Source organism: Nguyenibacter vanlangensis (genome assembly GCF_038719015.1).
Classification (GTDB): domain Bacteria; phylum Pseudomonadota; class Alphaproteobacteria; order Acetobacterales; family Acetobacteraceae; genus Gluconacetobacter; species Gluconacetobacter vanlangensis.
Window position 1 is genome coordinate 3,877,536 of the sequence record NZ_CP152276.1, and the last position, 16,380, is coordinate 3,893,915.

At 69.6% G+C, this 16,380-nt stretch carries 14 protein-coding genes; 11 read left to right on the forward strand and 3 right to left on the reverse strand.

Going from position 1 to position 16,380, the window contains the following annotated elements; translation table 11 throughout:
- Positions 1-11 precede the first annotated feature (11 nt).
- Positions 12-1,466: a SulP family inorganic anion transporter gene (locus AAC691_RS18050; protein ID WP_342627950.1), complete on the reverse strand. Its 1,455-nt coding sequence runs from the start codon at positions 1,464-1,466 to the stop codon at positions 12-14.
- A gap of 233 nt (positions 1,467-1,699) precedes the next feature.
- On the opposite strand from AAC691_RS18050, the gene AAC691_RS18055 reads away from it, so the two are divergent.
- Positions 1,700-2,575 carry a TIM barrel protein gene (locus AAC691_RS18055; protein WP_342627951.1) on the forward strand — a complete coding sequence of 292 codons (876 nt, stop codon included), beginning with the start codon at positions 1,700-1,702 and terminating at the stop codon, positions 2,573-2,575.
- Complete coding sequence (locus AAC691_RS18060; RefSeq protein ID WP_323989883.1) at positions 2,559-3,611, forward strand: 2-oxoglutarate and iron-dependent oxygenase domain-containing protein; 1,053 nt, start codon at positions 2,559-2,561, stop codon at positions 3,609-3,611. The genes AAC691_RS18055 and AAC691_RS18060 overlap by 17 nt, the downstream gene beginning before the upstream one ends.
- A 25-nt stretch (positions 3,612-3,636) precedes the next feature.
- On the opposite strand, the gene AAC691_RS18065 is transcribed toward AAC691_RS18060, so the two are convergent.
- Positions 3,637-4,599 (reverse strand): LysR family transcriptional regulator, encoded by a 963-nt coding sequence (locus AAC691_RS18065; RefSeq protein ID WP_342627952.1) that lies wholly within the window; start codon positions 4,597-4,599, stop codon positions 3,637-3,639.
- Between the two features lie 153 nt (positions 4,600-4,752).
- On the opposite strand from AAC691_RS18065, the gene AAC691_RS18070 reads away from it, so the two are divergent.
- Both AAC691_RS18070 and AAC691_RS18075 read left to right on the forward strand, forming a co-directional pair.
- Positions 4,753-5,349, forward strand: coding sequence for a cupin domain-containing protein (locus tag AAC691_RS18070; RefSeq protein WP_342630266.1), 597 nt, complete (start codon positions 4,753-4,755; stop codon positions 5,347-5,349).
- On the forward strand, positions 5,346-5,813 hold the full coding sequence (locus AAC691_RS18075; RefSeq protein WP_342627953.1) for a cupin domain-containing protein: 468 nt from the start codon (positions 5,346-5,348) through the stop codon (positions 5,811-5,813). Before AAC691_RS18070 ends, AAC691_RS18075 begins: the two co-directional genes overlap by 4 nt.
- Positions 5,814-5,833: 20 nt before the next feature.
- Here AAC691_RS18075 and AAC691_RS18080 read toward each other — a convergent pair whose 3' ends face one another.
- Positions 5,834-6,337 carry a MarR family transcriptional regulator gene (locus AAC691_RS18080; protein WP_342627954.1) on the reverse strand — a complete coding sequence of 168 codons (504 nt, stop codon included), beginning with the start codon at positions 6,335-6,337 and terminating at the stop codon, positions 5,834-5,836.
- A 209-nt stretch (positions 6,338-6,546) separates the two neighbouring features.
- On the opposite strand from AAC691_RS18080, the gene AAC691_RS18085 reads away from it, so the two are divergent.
- From AAC691_RS18085 to AAC691_RS18115, 7 genes are all read left to right on the forward strand, one after another.
- Positions 6,547-7,869 (forward strand): MFS transporter, encoded by a 1,323-nt coding sequence (locus AAC691_RS18085; RefSeq protein ID WP_342627955.1) that lies wholly within the window; start codon positions 6,547-6,549, stop codon positions 7,867-7,869.
- A gap of 162 nt (positions 7,870-8,031) precedes the next feature.
- Entirely contained in the window at positions 8,032-9,159 is a 1,128-nt protein-coding gene (locus AAC691_RS18090; protein WP_342627956.1) for an FAD-dependent monooxygenase, read from the forward strand.
- A 29-nt stretch (positions 9,160-9,188) separates the two neighbouring features.
- Entirely contained in the window at positions 9,189-9,674 is a 486-nt protein-coding gene (locus AAC691_RS18095) for a (2Fe-2S)-binding protein (RefSeq protein WP_408906015.1), read from the forward strand.
- Positions 9,632-13,351 (forward strand): molybdopterin cofactor-binding domain-containing protein, encoded by a 3,720-nt coding sequence (locus tag AAC691_RS18100; protein WP_342627958.1) that lies wholly within the window; start codon positions 9,632-9,634, stop codon positions 13,349-13,351. Before AAC691_RS18095 ends, AAC691_RS18100 begins: the two co-directional genes overlap by 43 nt.
- A complete protein-coding gene (locus tag AAC691_RS18105; protein ID WP_342627959.1) occupies positions 13,351-14,655 on the forward strand; it encodes a solute carrier family 23 protein in 1,305 nt (434 codons plus the stop codon). Before AAC691_RS18100 ends, AAC691_RS18105 begins: the two co-directional genes overlap by 1 nt.
- 7 nt (positions 14,656-14,662) lie before the next feature.
- Complete coding sequence (locus AAC691_RS18110; protein WP_342627960.1) at positions 14,663-15,715, forward strand: 2,5-dihydroxypyridine 5,6-dioxygenase; 1,053 nt, start codon at positions 14,663-14,665, stop codon at positions 15,713-15,715.
- Positions 15,712-16,371: an isochorismatase family protein gene (locus AAC691_RS18115; protein ID WP_342627961.1), complete on the forward strand. Its 660-nt coding sequence runs from the start codon at positions 15,712-15,714 to the stop codon at positions 16,369-16,371. The genes AAC691_RS18110 and AAC691_RS18115 overlap by 4 nt, the downstream gene beginning before the upstream one ends.
- Positions 16,372-16,380 lie beyond the last annotated feature (9 nt).

The window sequence follows — 16,380 nt, forward strand, 5'->3', positions numbered from 1 at the left end:
GTGGCCGCGGCTCACATGGCCAGCAATTCCTGCTGCGCGTGCGCGGCGATCACGCCGTGGCGGTCGGGGTGCAGGCCGGCGACCGTGACGGTGAGGCCGCGTTCCTGGAGCTTGGCGAGGGTCTTTTCCAGCATGCCGACCGAGGTGATGTCCCAGAAATGGGCCTCGGTGACGTCGATGACGACGGTGTGGGCCGTGGTCTGGAAGTCGATCGCGTCATAGAGCAGGTCGGCGGAGGCGAAGAAGAGCTGGCCCTTGACGACGTAGCGGTCGGTGCCGTCCGTGCCGTGGCGGGTGATCGCCACCAGTGCCATCACCCGCCAGGCGAAGAACACGCCGCTGAGCAGCACGCCGACCGCCACCCCGGCCGCCAAATCGTGGGTGGCCACCACCACGCCCACCGTCGCCAGCATGACCAGGCTGGACAATTTGGGGTGGCGCAGCAGGTCGCGCAGCGATCCCCATGCGAAGGTGCTGATCGACACCATGATCATGATGGCGACCAGCGCCGCCACCGGCACCTGGGCCACATAGCGGTGCAGCAGCACCATCAGCGCCAGCAGGAACGCGCCGGCGGTGAAGGTGGACAGGCGTCCGCGCCCGCCATAGCGCAGATTGCCGACCGTCTGGCCGATCATGCCGCACCCGGCGATGCCGCCGAACACTCCGGCCAGGATGTTCGACAGGCCCAGCCCGGTGCATTCCATGCGCGGATCGCCGTGGGTGTCGGTGGCGTCGTCGACCACGCGGGCGGTCATCAGCGATTCCAGCAATCCCACGGCGGCCATGGCGATCGCGTAGGGCAGGACGGTTTCCAATGTCGCGATATCGAGCGGCACATGCGGCAGGGCCAGGCCGGGCAGGCCGGCCGGCAGCGCGCCGAGGTCGGCGACCGTGCGGACCGGCATGCCGTGCCACATCGTGATCGCCGTCAGCACGACGATGCAGACCAGCGGCGAGGGGATCGCGTCGTTCAGCGGGGGCAGCAGATAGATGATCGCCAGGCCCAGCGCGATCAGCGCGTAGCTGTGCCAGGTCACGTGCAGCATCTGCGGCACCTGGGCGGAGAAGATCAGGATGGCCAGCGCGTTGACGAAGCCGGTGCGGATCACGGTCGAGACGAAGCGCATCAGCACCTGCAGGCGCAGCAGGCCGAACAGCATTTGCAGCAGGCCGGCCAGCAGGGTCGCCAGCAGCATGTAGGGCGTGCCGTGCCGATGCACCAAAGCGGCGGCGACCAGGGCGACCGAGCCCGCGGCCCCGGAGATCATGCCGGGCCGGCCGCCGGTTATGGCGATCGCGACGCTGATGACGAACGAGGCGTAGAGCGACACGGCGGGCGAGACGCCGGCGACATAGGAAAAGGCGATCACCTCGGGGATCAGGGCGAAGGTGCCGACCATGCCGGCCAGCACCTCGCGCAGCGGGGCATGGGCCCACTGTGCGCGGTACGCTGAGAATTGCATGAGGGAGAAGGGTCCTTTGCGCGTGATGAGGGGATGTCGTCGTTTCGCGGCCCGACGCGGCAATGGTCCCGCGACTCTAGGGGCGGGCGGACGAAAGGGCAAGGCAAGGCCGCGGCGCGTCGTGCGGGCGGGATGAAGTTTACTTTGCGATGTTCCTATTTATTGCGGAACGATCGGTGTGGAACGCTTCACCGCGATCGAAGCGGGCGGGAACGATGGCGGAAGGCGGGGGGATGCGGCTGGATCTCTTTCGGAGCTTGTGGGGTCATGGCGGGTCGTGGGCCGAGGCGATCGCCGAATTGCGCGCGGCCGGGTTCGACGGAATCGAGGCCCGCGTGCCGGCGACCTTGGCCGAGGCGCGGGAGCGGGGACGATTGCTGCGGGATGAGGGCGTGCCCTATATCGCCATCGTGCTGACGGGCGGCGGGGTGATTCCGGACCAGTCGGCCGGCGTGGCGGCGCATCTGGCGGATCTGCGCGACGGGCTGGAGCGCGCGGCCGCGCTGGCGCCGCGTTTCGTCAATGTGCTGGGCGGGTGCGACCGCTGGCCGGCGGCGCAGCAGGTGGAGTTCATTGCCCGCGCGCAGGAGATCGCGCGCGCGGCCGGCGCGAGCTGCGTCTTCGAGACGCATCGCGCGCGGATCCTGGCCACGCCGTGGGTGACGCTGGAGGTCGTCCGGCAGCATCCCGACGTGCTGTTCACCACCGATATCAGCCATTGGGTGGTGGTCAGCGAGCGCCTGCTGGATGATCCGGCCGATGATTTCGGCGCATTCGTCGCACGGGTGCATCATATCCAGGCCCGTGTCGGCTATGACCAGGGACCGCAGGTGCCGCACCCGGCGGCGCCTGAATATCGGCGCGAATTGCTGTTCCACCAGGACCATTGGGAACGGGTCTGGCGGGCCCAGCGGGCCCGGGGAATGGCGGTGACGACGATGACGCCGGAATTCGGCCCGGACGGGTACCTGCACCGCCTGCCCTTTACCGGGACGCCCGTCGCGGATCTGTGGGACCTCAATGCCTGGATGGGGCAGGCCGAGCGGGCGCATTTTTCACGATTCATGTCAGCTTGCGCGCAGGATGAAGACGATGACGACAGAGCATGATCCCTTGACCGCCCGCGGGGATTTCACGGCCATACCGGTCGTCGATATCGCCGGCTTGTACAGTGCCGATCCCCAGGCGCGCGCCCGGGTGGCGGCGGCCCTGGGGGAGGCCGCGCGCAATGTCGGGTTCCTGTATATCTCCGGCCACCAGGTCGCGCCGGAGCTGATCGGGAATGTGCGGCAGGCGGCACGGGATTTCTTCGCCCAGCCCTTCGACGACAAGATGCGCCATTATATCGGCGCGTCCGCGACCCATAAGGGCTATGTGCCGGAAGGCGAGGAGGTGTACGGCACCGGCCGTCCCGACCGGAAGGAAGCGTTCGACATCGGCTATGAGGTGCCGGGGGACCATCCGCTGGTGCGGGCGGGCACGCCGCTGCTGGGGCCGAATGACTGGCCGGCGCTGCCGGGGTTCCGCGCGGCGGCCCAGGCATATTACCAGGCGGTCTTCGCGCTGGGGCGGACCCTGTTTCGCGGCTTCGCGCTGGCGCTGGGGCTGACCGAGGGATATTTCGACGACCTGGCGCGCTTTCCGCCCTCCAAGCTGCGGATGATCCATTATCCGCATGATGAGGACGCCGAGGACGCGCTGGGGATCGGCGCGCATACCGATTACGAATGCTTTACCATCCTGCTGGCCGATGCGCCGGGGCTGGAGGTGCTGAACGGCAAGGGGGAATGGATCGATGCCCCGCCGGTCGAGGGGGCGTTCGTGGTGAATATCGGCGACATGCTGGAGGTCATGACCGCCGGGGCGTTCGTCGCCACCGCGCACCGGGTCCGCAAGGTGAAGCAGGAGCGCTATTCCTTCCCGCTGTTCTATGCCTGCGATTACCACACCCAGATCCGGCCGCTGCCGGCCTTCGCGACGGCGGGGCAGGCTTATGAGACGATCACCATCGGCGAGCATATGTGGGCGCAGGCCCTGCAGACCTATCGCTATCTCGGCCGGCGCGTCGCCGAGGGGCGGATCGCCCTGCCGGACGGCGCGCGGCGTCCGGCCAGCTTCGGCCATCTGGGCAAGGCGGGAGCGTAAGGCAGGCGTTTCGGCGCGGGCCGGGTCAGCAGGTGGATTGCAGGATCCGGCGGAAGGTTTCGGCCATCAGGCTGGCGTGGGAATCCCGCTTGACCAGGAAATGGAACTGCGTGACCAGCGGCAGGCCCGCGCAGTTCAGGCGGCGGAACTGGCCGCTGGCCTCGAGCGGGGTGGCGAAGATTTCGGGCAGGAAGCCGATGAACTGGCCGGTCAGGATCAGCAGCGCGCGCGCGTCGATATTCTCGGCCGCGGCGGAGAAGGTGAGGGTGCGCCGCGTGTCCTCCCAACCCGGCGCGGTGGCCGCGTCGGAGACTTCGATCAGGCGGTGGCCGTCCAGCATGTCGAAGGTGATCGGGTCGTCTGCCCGGGCGAAGAGCGGGTGCCGGCGGCCGCAATAGAGATGCAGCGTCTCGGTGAAGAGCGGCGTCGTCTGCAGGTTGGGTTGCACGTGCGGGCGCAGGGTGATGCCGGCGGTGGCGCGGTCGTCGAGCACCGCGTATTCGATTTCGTGCGACGCGGTCGATCGGAGGTCGATGACGACGTCGGGGTGGGCCGACGCGAAGAGTTCCAGGGCCCGGACGATGCCGGTCTCGCCATAGACCAGCATGTTGTCGGTGACGTAGAGCGTGAAGCGGCCCGACAGGATGCCGCTGGCGGAATTGACCCGGTCGCGGAACCGTTCGATGTCGCGCAGCAGGTCGGTGGTCGCGTCCAGTACCTGCGCGCCTTCGGGCGTCAGGGCGAAGCCGCCGCGCCCGCGCTTGCACAGCTTGATCTTCAGGCGGTTTTCCAGCGCCGCGATGTCGATGCTGATCGAGGATTTGCTTTTGCCCAGCGCCAGTTCGGCCGCGGCGAAGCCGCCCTTCTGCGCGACGGTGCGAAAGACGCGCAGCAGGCGCAGATCGACTTCGGCGAGCTGGCCGCTGAAGGCGGCGGCCGGGCGGGCGGCCATGCGCGCGGTCGGTCCCTTGGTCGTGGTTCTGTGCATCGTGTGGAATTATGGGTCAAAAGCCGGTTCGCGCCAAATCGCCGGGCCAGATCTTCAGGCCAGATCCTCAGGCCAGATCTTCAGGCGGTGCCCTGACACGGGGTGGCGCGTGCGGTAGGGTGATCGGACCGGTGTCGGAACGGGGTGGTGGTCATGCGGGTGGGGCTGGGTGGTTTCTTGGTGTTTTCCCTGCTCTTTTCCCTGGCTCCGGGGGGTGGGCCGCGCGCGGCGGAGAAGGCCGGGCCGATGCCGGCGGCCGCGCGGGCGCTGGTCGCGCGCCACCATATGCAGCCGATCCCGCAGGAAGGGGGCTGGTTCGCCCAGGTGCTGCGCACGCCCGAGATGCTGCCGGGCGGGGCGCTGCCCGCCCGCTATGGCGGCCGGGCGCATCCGCTGTCGACCGCGATCTTCGTGCTGGAAACGAGACGGGATTTTTCGGCCCTGCATCGCCTGGCGACCGACGAGGTGTGGCATTTCTACGGCGGCGATCCGATCCGGATGCTGCTGCTCTATCCGGACGGGCGGGGGCGGACGGTCACGCTGGATGGCGGCAACCCGCTGTTCGTCGTTCCGCAGGGTGTCTGGCAGGGGTCGATGCCGGCCGGGCCGCGCGGCTGGTCGTTCGGCGGCACGACGATGGCGCCGGGCTTCATGCCCGAGGATTTCGTGCTGGGCGATCGGGCGGCGCTGGCCCGGGCCTATCCGGGGTTTGCGGATGCGATCGCGCGGCTGACCCGGGGGGCGTCATGAGGGCGTGCCTGAAGCGGGGTGTGGGGTTGGGTCTGGGGTTGGGCCTGGGAGCCGCCATCGGTTTGCTGGCGGTTGCCGCGATGCCGGCGCGTGCGCAGGGGCTGGATGCGTCGCGTGTGCCTTTCGTCACGATCGCGCCGGGCGTTCGCATGAAGGAGCTGACCGGACTGGCCGCGCCGCTGCGTTCGGCGCGGCAGAGCGTCGCGCTGTTTCGGCTGGATGCCGGGCATGGCAATCCGTCCAGTCATAATGAGACGTCGGAGGAGATCTTCGTGATCGTCGCGGGGCGGGGCGTCGTATGGCTGGACGGCACGCCGCATCCTGTTTCGGCGGGCGACGTGGTGCGGATCGCGCCACGCGTGCGGCATCGTGCCGTGGCCGGGCAGGGGGACGCGCTGTGCTTCTATGCGATCTCGGCGCCGCCGTTCCGGCCCGACGATTATCACCTGGATGCGGGGCCGTAGGGCCCGTAGGGCCGCCGGCGCTACTCGCCCGATAATTTGCGCAGGATATGCAGGGCGGCGACGCGCTCGCACGCATCGAGGGGAGCGAGGGTCAGTTCCGTGATGCGCAGCGCCTCGGGGATGCAGGTCCGGACCAGGGCCTCGCCGTCGGGCGAGAGGGAGACGATGCGCTGGCGCCGGTCCTCGGTGTCGCTTTCGGTCCTGACCAGATCGCGGTCTTCGAGCCGGGCGACGATGCCGCGCAGGGTGGCGTGGTCGATGGCGGTCATGCGGCCGATCCGGATCAGCGGCGCGGGCTGTTCCTCGCGGATCGCGACGAGGACCGCGAACTGCACCGCGGTCAGCCTGTGGTCGGGGATCGTTTCCTGAAAGATCGCGGTGTGGCGCTGATAGGCGCGGCGCAGCAGGTGGCCGATCTGGCTGGAGAGGTCGTAGGCGGCAGGCGGCTCGGACGGTGCTGCCGCCGGTCGCGGTTCGGCGGTCGGGTGCGCCTGGGCTGCGCTGGGTAGGGTCGCCTGTTTCATGTCGTTTCCCTTGTCGCGCGTTCGCGGGCCGGTGGCAATAGGCGGCGGCGTCACCTTTGGGAGAAGATGACGCCTTTCAGAAAGACGGAATTTCGCAAGCGGCGATGGGTGGGGGACATGGAACGATTTCGTTTCGAAACGGACTTGTGTGGGGCATAAATAACGTATACGCCATAAATGGATCGACGCGGACCGGCTGGGGTGTCGCAATGGCTTTGGACCTTTCTTTTGACAGCACGGCCGCCGGCATGGCGGCGGACGGCGCGCAGGCCGATGCGCTGTATCGCCGGCTGACCTGGCGGATCGCGCCCTTTCTGTGCCTGGGGTTTCTCGCGGCCTATGTGGACCGGGTGAATGTCGGCTTCGCCAAGCTGCGCATGGCGGCCGATCTGGGGCTGGGAGAGGCTGCCTATGGCCTGGGCGCCGGGTTGTTCTTCGTCGGGTACGTGCTGTGCGAGGTGCCGAGCAATATCCTGTTGCAGCGGGTGGGCGCGCGGTTCTGGCTGGCGCGGATCATGCTGACCTGGGGCGTGGTGTCGGGAGCGATGTGCCTGGTACACACGCCCATGGCGTTCTATGCGCTGCGGCTGCTGCTGGGCGTTGCCGAGGCCGGGTTCATGCCGGGGGCGCTGCTGTATCTGAGCCAGTGGTTTCCGCCGGAACGCCGGGGGCGGCTGACGGCGCTGTTCATGATCGGGATTCCGCTGTCGAGCGTGCTGGGGGCGCCGCTTTCGGGCTTTATCCTGGCCCATTTCTCGGGGGTGGGCGGCATTGCCGGCTGGCGCTGGCTGTTCGCCGTCGAGTCCCTGCCGCCGGTCCTGCTGGGCCTGTGGGCGCTGTTCGGCCTGCCGGACCGGATCGAAACCGCGGACTGGCTGGACGCGCGGGAAAAGGGCTTTCTGCGGGAGCAGTTGCGCCACGGCCATGACGATCATGCGATCTCGCGCCTGTGGCAGGCTTTTGCCGATCCGCGGGTGTGGCATGTCGGGCTGATCGACGGGGCGATCCTGCTGGGGCTTTATACGGTGGCGTTCTGGTTCCCCACCTTTCTCAAGGGGCGCGGTGTCGCCGATCCGATGACGATCGGGCTGATTACCATGGTGCCGCATCTTTGCGCCGTATTCAGCATGGTCCTGAATGGCTGGCATTCGGACCGGACGGGGGAGCGGCGGCTGCATGTCGTGCTGCCGGTCCTGCTGGGGGCCTTTCTGCTGGGGTGCAGCGTGCTGGCCGACGGCAGCCTGGCGGTGTCGGTCTGCCTGATCGCGCTGGCCAATGCCGCGATCCTGGGGGCCCTGCCGCCCTTCTGGTGCATTCCGGCGAATTTCCTGCGCGGGCCGGCGGCGGCGGCGGGGCTGGCGATTGCCTGTTCCTTCGCCAACCTGGCAGGGTTCTTCGCCACCGGGATCATCGGTTGGACGATCCAGCGGACGCACAGTCCGGACCTGGCGCTGGTGCTGTTCGCCTGCGTGATGGCGGCGGCGGCGCTGAGCCTGTTCCTGATCCCGCGGGAGATCGTCGACCGGGCATAGAGCATTTCATCACGCATCTTCGCCCGTTCAAACGGGTCCGTTCGATCGGGACCTGCTCGGGCGGCGTGGATGCGGGAATGGTTTGTTGCCTTTCAGATATATAGCGTATACACCATTAATGCCCGGCGATGGCGCGGGCGCACGGGAACGGGATGGCGAAAAATGGTTGAATCGGTAAGAATCGGTATCGTCGGGGCAGGGCTGGGCGGCGTGGCCGCGGCGGGCCTGCTGGGGCGGGCCGGTTATGACGTAACCCTGTACGAGCAGGCGCCATCGTTCTCGCGCCTGGGGGCGGGGATCCAGTTCGGGCCGAACGTGATGAAGATCATGCGCCGGCTGGGGCTGGAAGAGCGGATCGAGGCTGTGTCCTGCCATCCGGATTTCTGGTTCAGCCGCAATGGCGCGGACGGCGCCTATCTGTCGCGCATTCCGCTGAATGCGCAGCATGACCGCTATGGCGCGACCTATGTCACCATTCATCGCGGCGACGTGCATGAGATCATGCTCGGCGCGGTCGATCCGGCGGCGATCCGTTTCGGCAAGAAGCTGGTCGATTTCGAGGAGAATGCGTCGGGCGTCGTGCTGTCCTTCGAGGACGGCACCATCGATACGGTCGAGATGCTGATCGGCGCGGACGGGCTGAATTCGCGGGTGCGCGAGACGCTGCTGGGCCCGGAAGATCCGCTGTTTACCGGCTGGATCGGCCATCGGGCCCTTATCCCGGCGGCGCGCCTGTCGGGCCTGGAGGTCGAGCCCTGCGTCAAATGGTGGTCGTCCGACCGGCATATGATGGCGTATTTCCTCGACAGGAACAGGGACGAATTCTATTTCGTCACCGGCGAGCCCGCTGCGGACTGGCCGCGTGGCGTGGCGTGGCAGCCCAGCACGCGCGCGGCGCTGCACGAATCGTTCAAGGGCTATTGCGACACGGTGCAGGCCTATATCGAGGCGGCCGAATCGGTGACCAAATGGCCGCTTTTTACCCGCGATCCGCTGCCGCTGTGGCACAAGGGGCGTGTCGTCCTGCTGGGGGATGCGTGCCATCCGATGAAGCCGCACATGGCGCAGGGCGCCGCCATGGCGATCGAGGACGCGGCGGTGCTGGTGCGCTGCATCACCGAGCTGGGCGTGGGCGACATGGCGGCGACGTTCGAGACCTATCGCCGTCATCGCGTCGAGCGGGCGTCGCGCGTGCAGCAGGTTTCCAATGCCAATACCTGGCTGCGGGCCGATGAGGATCCGTACTGGGTGTACGGCCATGACGTCTACGCCATCGACCTGAACGCCTGACCCGTCGGGACGCGCGCATGGAGCGGAGCATGCAGGAGATCACGGTGAACGGGACGCGGCACGTGGTGCAGGCGGCCGCCGAGACGCCGCTGCTCTATGTGCTGCGCAACGACCTGGGATTGAACGGCCCGAAATACGGGTGCGGCCTGGGGGAATGCGGCGCCTGCACCGTGCTGGTCGACGGCAGGGCGGCGCGGTCGTGCAGCGTGCCGGTCGGGCTGCTGGCCGGGCGCGCGGTCACGACGCTGGAAGGGCTGGTCGCGCCGGACGGAACCCCCGATCCGGTACAGCAGGCCTTCATCGACGCGCAGGCGGCGCAGTGCGGCTATTGCCTCAACGGCATGATCATGACCGTGCGAGCGCTGCTGAACGTCAATCCGGCCCCGGGCGAGGGCGAGATCCGCGAGGCGCTGCGGCATAATCTGTGCCGCTGCGGCACACACGTGGAAATCCTGCAGGCGGCGCGCCGGGCATGTGGGGTGTCGTGCGGCATGCCGTGCGGGGCGTCGCGGTGAGCGCGGCGGCCGACGGCTTCGGCGGGGGGGCGGGCTGGCTAGCGATCGTGCGGCCGCCGCAGCCGCCCGGCGGGCTGGCGGCGCGGGCGGCGCCGGCGGGCGAGGCGCCGGACGAAATGTTCGTCGTCGTGCATGCCGAAGGCCGGGTCACGGGCTATTGCGGGCATGTCGACCTGGGTACCGGCATCCGCACCGCGCTGGCGCAGATCGTCGCCGAGGAACTGGACGTGCCGTTCGGCCATGTCACGATGGTGCTGGGCCACACGGGCAGGACGCCGGACCAGGGGGCGACGATCGCCAGCGAGACCATCCAGGTCAGCGCGATTCCGCTCCGCCGGGCCGCGGCGCATGCGCGGGCCGTCCTGCTGGACCTTGCCGCGCTGCGGCTGAACCGGCCGGTGGCGGACCTGGATCTGCGCGACGGGCGGATCGTCGGCGCGCCGGCCCTGCTGCGGGATGCGCCGCTGACCTATGGCATGCTGCTGGAGGGCCAGGCGCTGCGCGTCCGGCTGGACGAGCAGGTCGCGGTCAAGACGCCCGATCGCTACCGGATCGTGGGGCGGGCGGTGGCGCGGGTGGATATTCCCGACAAGGCCACCGGGCGCGCGGTCTATGTGCATGATGTCCGGGTGCCGGGCATGCTCCATGGACGGGTCGTCCGCCCGCCTTACGGCGGTTTCGATCATGGGGGCTTTGTCGGGCACAGCCTGCGGTCGGTCGATCGCGCATCGGTCGCGCATGTTCCCGGCCTGGTCGATGTCGTCACCATCGGCGATTTCGTCGGCGTGGTGGCCGAGCGCGAGGAAGACGCGGCCGAGGCGGCGCGGGTGCTGACGGTACGCTGGGACGTGCCCGTGCTGCCTGGCCTGTCGGATCCGCCGGCGGCGCTGCTGGCCAATCCCGCCACGCCGCGCCGGCTGCTGGATCGTGGGGATGTCGAAGCCGCGCTGGACGGGTTGCCGGGCCGGATGGACCGGACCTATTCCTGGCCCTATCAGATGCATGGCTCGATCGGGCCGTCCTGCGCGGTGGCGGACTGGCGGGCGGAGGGCGTGACCGTGTGGTCCGGGACGCAGAACCCGCACATGCTGCGCGCCGACCTCGCCCAACTGGCGGGGGTGGAAGCGGCGCGGATTTCGATCGTCCGGCACGAGGCCGCGGGCTGCTATGGGCGCAACTGCGCCGACGATGTCTGCGGCGACGCGCTTTTGCTGTCGCGGGCGGTCGGCCGCCCGGTGCGGGTGCAACTGACCCGCGCGCAGGAGCATGTCTGGGAGCCCAAGGGCGCCGCGCAACTGATGCAGGTGCGCGGCGGTATCGCCGCGGACGGCAGTCCGGCGGCCTATGATTTTTCGACGCGCTATCCGTCCAATGTCTCGCCCCTGCTGGCGCTGGTGCTGACCGGGGTGGTGCCCGCCGCGACGCCGGGGGTGACGCAGATGGGCGACCGCACCAGCATCGCGCCCTATGCCTACGGCAATGCGCGGGTCACCGTGCATGACATGCCGCCGATCGCCCGGGCCTCGTGGCTGCGGGGGGTGTCGGCCATGCCGAACAGCTTTGCGCATGAATGCTATATCGACGAGCTGGCGGCGGCGGCCGGAGTCGATCCGCTGGATTATCGCCTGCGCCATCTGGCCGACGCGCGGGCGGCGGCGCTGCTGCGCGCGCTGGCCGCGCGTGCGGGCTGGGTGCCGCGCGCGGGCATGCGGCGGCCGGACGGTCAGGCGCGGATCCTGCGCGGGCGGGGCGTCGCCTATGCGCAATATGTGCATGGCACCTTTCCCGGCGTGCCGGCGGCCTGGGCGGCCTGGGTCGCCGACGTGGCGGTCGACCGCAAGACCGGCCATGTCCGGGTGACCAAGGTATGGGTCGGCCAGGATGCCGGCATGATGGTCAACCCGGCCGGGGTGCGGCACCAGGTCCATGGCAATGTCGTCCAGTCGGTCAGCCGGGCGCTGAAGGAACAGGTGGCGTTCGACGCGCGGGGCGTGGCCAGCCGCGACTGGGGCACCTATCCGCTGCTGACTTTCGACGAGGTGCCCGACATCGACGTGCTGCTGGTCGAATGCCAGGACCAGCCGCCGCTGGGGGTGGGCGAATCCGCCTCGGTCCCCAGCGCGGCGGCGATCGCCAATGCGATCTTCGACGCCACGGGCGTGCGGTTTCGCGACGTGCCCTTTACGCCCGAGCGCATCCGCGCCGGGCTGGAGGACGCGCTGGGGCCGTGGCGCGAGCCGGTCGCGCCGGAACCCGAACCGGAACCCGAACCCGAGCCCATGCCGCTGGCGGCGGCGGCGCCGGGACAGGCCGGCGGGTGGCGGCGCTGGCTGGCGCCCGGGGTGTTCTGTGCCGCGGTCATGCAGGTGACGAGCACGGCGATGCCGTGGCGGCCGGCCATCGCGCCGATCGCGCGTCCTGCGCCGTCGCTGTTTTCGGCCGCGCTGGTGGAGCGCGGGCGGCAGGCGGCGGCGGCGGGGGATTGCGCGGTGTGCCATACCGCGCCGGGGGGCGTGGTCAATGCCGGCGGGCTGGCGCTGGAGACGCCGTTCGGCATCATTCATTCCACCAACCTGACGCCGGACGAGGAGACGGGGATCGGGCGCTGGTCCTATGGGGCGTTCGCCCGGGCGATGCGTCACGGGATCAGCCGCGACGGGCGCCATCTTTATCCGGCCTTTCCCTATACGGCCTTCGCGAAGATCGACGAGGCCGACATGCAGGCGCTGTATGCCTATCTGATGGCGCAGCCGGCGGTGCGGAACGTCGTGCCGCAGACCAGGCTGGCCTTCCCGTACGCCGTCCGGCCGATCATGGCGGGGTGGAACGCGCTGTTCCACGACCCGTCGCCGTTCGTGCCCGATCCGGCGCGCTCGGCCGCCTGGAACCGGGGGGCGTATCTGGTCGAGGGGCTGGGCCATTGCGGCGCGTGCCATACCCCGCGCAACGCGCTGGGCGCCGAGCGGCGCCGGACCCGCTATCTGGCGGGGGGCGAGGCCGAGGGGTGGGATGCGCCGCCGCTGGGCGCGCTGTCGCGATCGCCGGTGCCGTGGAGCGAGGATGCGCTGTTCGCCTATCTGCGCACCGGCTTTTCCGACCGGCACGGGCCGGCCGCCGGGCCGATGGCGCCGGTGGTCGCCGAGATGGCGCAGATGCCGGAAGGCGACGTGCGGGCGATCGCGGTCTATGTCGCGTCGCTGGATCCGCGCAACGCGGCGCCGGGCGCGGCGCGCGCGGCGGAGCAGGCGCGGGAACGCGCCGAGGGCCAGGCGGCGCTGCGCCTGCGGGACAGCGCGGGCGTGGGGGAAGGGGCGCGGATCTTCGGCGGCAGTTGCGCGGCCTGCCATGAGGGCGCGGCGCCCCACATGTTCGGCGCGCGTCCGTCGCTGGCGCTGAACGGCAACCTGTTCGCCGACCGGCCGGACAACCTGGTGCGGGTGATCCTGGACGGCGTCGGGCATCCGGCGACCCCGGAGGCCGGCGCGATGCCCGGCTTTCGCGAGACCTTGAGCGATGCGCAGATCGCGGCGCTGGTGCGGTATCTGCGCGCGACCTTCGCCCCCGGCCGGCCGGAATGGACCGGCCTGCCGGGCCGGGTGGCGGCGTTGCGCGCCGCGCCGCGCCACGGGATCGTGGCCCGGCCGCATGCGGCCCCGTCGCCGCGGGGGACGCCGTGATGCGGTTCCTGCCGTCCTGGCGGCCGGTGGCGGGCCATGGCGCGGTGGCGCCGGATGAGCGCCTGCCCTGGGGGCATACGCTGCTGATGGGCGCGCAGCACGTGCTGGCGATGTCCGGCTCGACCATCCTGGGTCCGCTGCTGATGGGTTTCGACCCGAATGTCGCGGTGCTGTTCTCGGGCCTGGGTACGCTGCTGTTCTTCGCGGTGACGGGCGGGCGGGTGCCCAGCTATCTGGGATCGAGCTTCTCGTTCATCGCGCTGGTGGTCGCGGTGACGGGCTATGCGGGGCATGGCGCCAATCCGGACGTGCCGCTGGCCGCCGGGGGGATCGTCGCGGCGGGGGCGGTCTATGCGCTGGCGGGGCTGCTGGTCTGGGCGACCGGCACCGGCTGGATCGAGCGGCTGATGCCGCCGGTGGTCACCGGGGCGGTGGGAGCGGCGATCGGCCTGAACCTGGCGCCCGTCGCGGCCCAGCGGATCGGCGCGCGGCCCGCCGAAGCGGTGTTCGGGCTGGTCACGCTGCTGACGGTGGCGGTGTTCTCGCTGCATGCGCCGCCGGCGATGCGGCGGCTGTCGATCCTGTGCGCCATGGTGGTGTCGTGCCTGGTCTATGCGCTGGCCGCCAACGGGCTGGGCCTGGCCCCGCCGATCGATTTCGGCATAGTGCGGGCCGCGCCCTGGTTCGGCCTGCCGCCGCTGCGCGCGCCGCGCTTCGAGACCCATGCCATGCTGGCCATCGCCCCGGTCGCCCTGGTGCTGCTGGCGGAGAATCTGGGCCATCTGAAGGCGCTGGGGGCGATGACCGGCCGCAATTTCGATGCCCTGGCCGGGCGGGCCTTCCTGGGCGACGGTCTGGCGACGATGCTGGCGGGCGCGGGCGGCGGCACGGGGGTGACGACCTATGTCGAGAATATCGGCGTGATGGCGATCTCGCGGGTCTATTCCACCCTGGTGTTCGTCGCGGCGGCGCTGTTCGCCGTCCTGCTGGGGTTTTCGCCCCGTTTCGGCGCGGTGCTGCGGATCATTCCCGATCCGGTGCTGGGTGGACTGGCGCTGGGAGTGTTCGGCCTGATCGCCGCGACGATGGTGCGGATCTGGATCGAGCATAAGGTGGATTTCGCCGATCCGCGCACGCTGTTCACCGTCGGGGTCACGCTGATCGCGGGGGCGGGCAACCTGACGATCGCCATGGGCCAGGTCGTGCTGGGCGGGATCGCCACCGCCACGATCGCGGCCATCGGGCTGAACCTGATCCTGGGATGGCGCGGCCGGCGTCGCCCCTTGCCTTCCGAAAAGGAGTAGACGCAGCATGTCAGTCAGCGATTTCGAGATGGTCGAGGCGTGGGGGCAGGTGCTGTCCCTGTCCGGCATCGCGGCGGGGCAGACCGTGACCATCCTGACGTCGAGCGACACGCATCCGCAGACCCTGCGGACCGCGATCGTCGCCGCCCGCGCGAAGGGGGCCATCGTCAACCGGCTGGACCTGCTGCCGGTGAATGGGGGGACGTCGCTGTCGCGCGATCCGCTGGCCTATGTCGGCACCACGCCGCTGACCGGCAACAAGGCGGCGCTGGCGATGCTGAAGGCCAGCGACCTGGTGCTGGACCTGATGACCTTGCTGTTCTCGGCGGAACAGCATGAGATCCTGTCGGCGGGCGGGCGCATCCTGCTGGCGGTGGAGCCGCCCGAGATCCTGCTGCGCATGGTGCCGACCGAGGAGGATCGGCGGCGCGTGCTGGCGGCATCCAGGGTGCTGCGTGCGGCGCGGCAGATGCGCGTGACCTCGGCGGCCGGGACGGACGTGACCTTCGCGCTGGGGGAGTATCCGATCCTGGAGGAGTACGGGTTCTGCGAGCGGGCGGGACGGTGGGACCACTGGCCCAGCGGCTTTCTGGCCACCTGGTCGAACGAGGGATCGGCGCAGGGGACGATCGTGCTGGATCGCGGCGATATCCTGCTGCCGCAGAAATCCTATGTGCGCGAGCCCGTCACATTCACCATCCGCGACGGCTATGTGACGGACATCGCGGGCGGGCTGGATGCCGATCTGCTGCGGGGATACATGGAATCGTTCGGCGATCCGGAGGTCTATGCGATCTCGCATGTCGGGTGGGGGCTGCAGAAGCGCGCGCACTGGTCGGTGCTGGGCCTGTATGACCGCGAGGCCACGATCGGCATGGATTCGCGGGCCTGCGCCGGCAATTTCCTGTGGTCCACCGGTCCGAACAACGAGGCCGGCGGCACGCGCGACACGGCGTGCCATATCGATATTCCGATGCGCAACTGCACCGTCATGCTGGATGGCGACGCGGTGGTGCGGGACGGCGAACTGGTGAATGACGGATTGGGGAACGCGGCATGAGCGACAGGCTGGACGGTGGCGCGGCGCGGCGCGGCGAGAGCGACGAGGCGCTGTACCAGCGCCAGGGATTCGGGCGCGAGATGGGCATCGTCGGGCAGGTGGGGCTGCTGATCGTCGATTTCGTCAACGGGTTTGCTGATCCGGTGGCCTTCGGCGGCGGGAACATTCCGCAGGCGATCGAGCGGACGAAGCCGCTGCTGGCCACGGCGCGGCGCCTGGGCTGGCCGGTCGCGCATACCCGCATCGTCTTTGCCGATGACGGGTCGGATGCCAACGTGTTCTCGCTGAAGGTGCCCAGCCTGCTGGGGCTGACCGAGACCAGCCCGGCCAGCGCGATCGTGCCCGGACTGGCGCCGGTGGACGGCGAATATGTGGTGCGCAAGACGGTGCCGTCGGCGTTCTCGGGCACATCGCTGGCGGCATGGTATGCCCATCGCGGGGTGCAGACGCTGGTGGTGGCGGGCTGCGTCACCAGCGGGTGCATCCGCGCCAGCGTGATCGACGCGATGTCGCTGGGGTTCCGGCCGATCGTGGTGTCGGATTGCGTGGGCGACCGCGCGATCGGCCCGCATGAGGCCAATCTGTTCGACATGGCGCAGAAATGCGGCGACGTGATGGAGTACGACACGTTGCTCGCGCGCCTGTCCAATCGCTGATCGTTTCAA

Excerpts from the sequence above, each read along its gene's own strand:
- AAC691_RS18090 (WP_342627956.1), top strand. The coding sequence starts at position 8,032 with ATGGTTGAATCGGTAAGAATCGGTATCGTCGGGGCAGGGCTGGGCGGC.
- AAC691_RS18070 (WP_342630266.1), top strand. The coding sequence starts at position 4,753 with ATGCGGGTGGGGCTGGGTGGTTTCTTGGTGTTTTCCCTGCTCTTTTCC.
- AAC691_RS18085 (WP_342627955.1), top strand. The coding sequence starts at position 6,547 with ATGGCTTTGGACCTTTCTTTTGACAGCACGGCCGCCGGCATGGCGGCG.
- AAC691_RS18115 (WP_342627961.1), top strand. The coding sequence starts at position 15,712 with ATGAGCGACAGGCTGGACGGTGGCGCGGCGCGGCGCGGCGAGAGCGAC.
- AAC691_RS18105 (WP_342627959.1), top strand. The coding sequence starts at position 13,351 with ATGCGGTTCCTGCCGTCCTGGCGGCCGGTGGCGGGCCATGGCGCGGTG.
- AAC691_RS18110 (WP_342627960.1), top strand. The coding sequence starts at position 14,663 with ATGTCAGTCAGCGATTTCGAGATGGTCGAGGCGTGGGGGCAGGTGCTG.
- AAC691_RS18065 (WP_342627952.1), bottom strand. The coding sequence starts at position 4,599 with ATGCACAGAACCACGACCAAGGGACCGACCGCGCGCATGGCCGCCCGC.
- AAC691_RS18095 (WP_408906015.1), top strand. The coding sequence starts at position 9,189 with ATGCAGGAGATCACGGTGAACGGGACGCGGCACGTGGTGCAGGCGGCC.
- AAC691_RS18060 (WP_323989883.1), top strand. The coding sequence starts at position 2,559 with ATGACGACAGAGCATGATCCCTTGACCGCCCGCGGGGATTTCACGGCC.
- AAC691_RS18050 (WP_342627950.1), bottom strand. The coding sequence starts at position 1,466 with ATGCAATTCTCAGCGTACCGCGCACAGTGGGCCCATGCCCCGCTGCGC.
- AAC691_RS18075 (WP_342627953.1), top strand. The coding sequence starts at position 5,346 with ATGAGGGCGTGCCTGAAGCGGGGTGTGGGGTTGGGTCTGGGGTTGGGC.
- AAC691_RS18100 (WP_342627958.1), top strand. The coding sequence starts at position 9,632 with ATGTGGGGTGTCGTGCGGCATGCCGTGCGGGGCGTCGCGGTGAGCGCG.
- AAC691_RS18055 (WP_342627951.1), top strand. The coding sequence starts at position 1,700 with ATGCGGCTGGATCTCTTTCGGAGCTTGTGGGGTCATGGCGGGTCGTGG.
- AAC691_RS18080 (WP_342627954.1), bottom strand. The coding sequence starts at position 6,337 with ATGAAACAGGCGACCCTACCCAGCGCAGCCCAGGCGCACCCGACCGCC.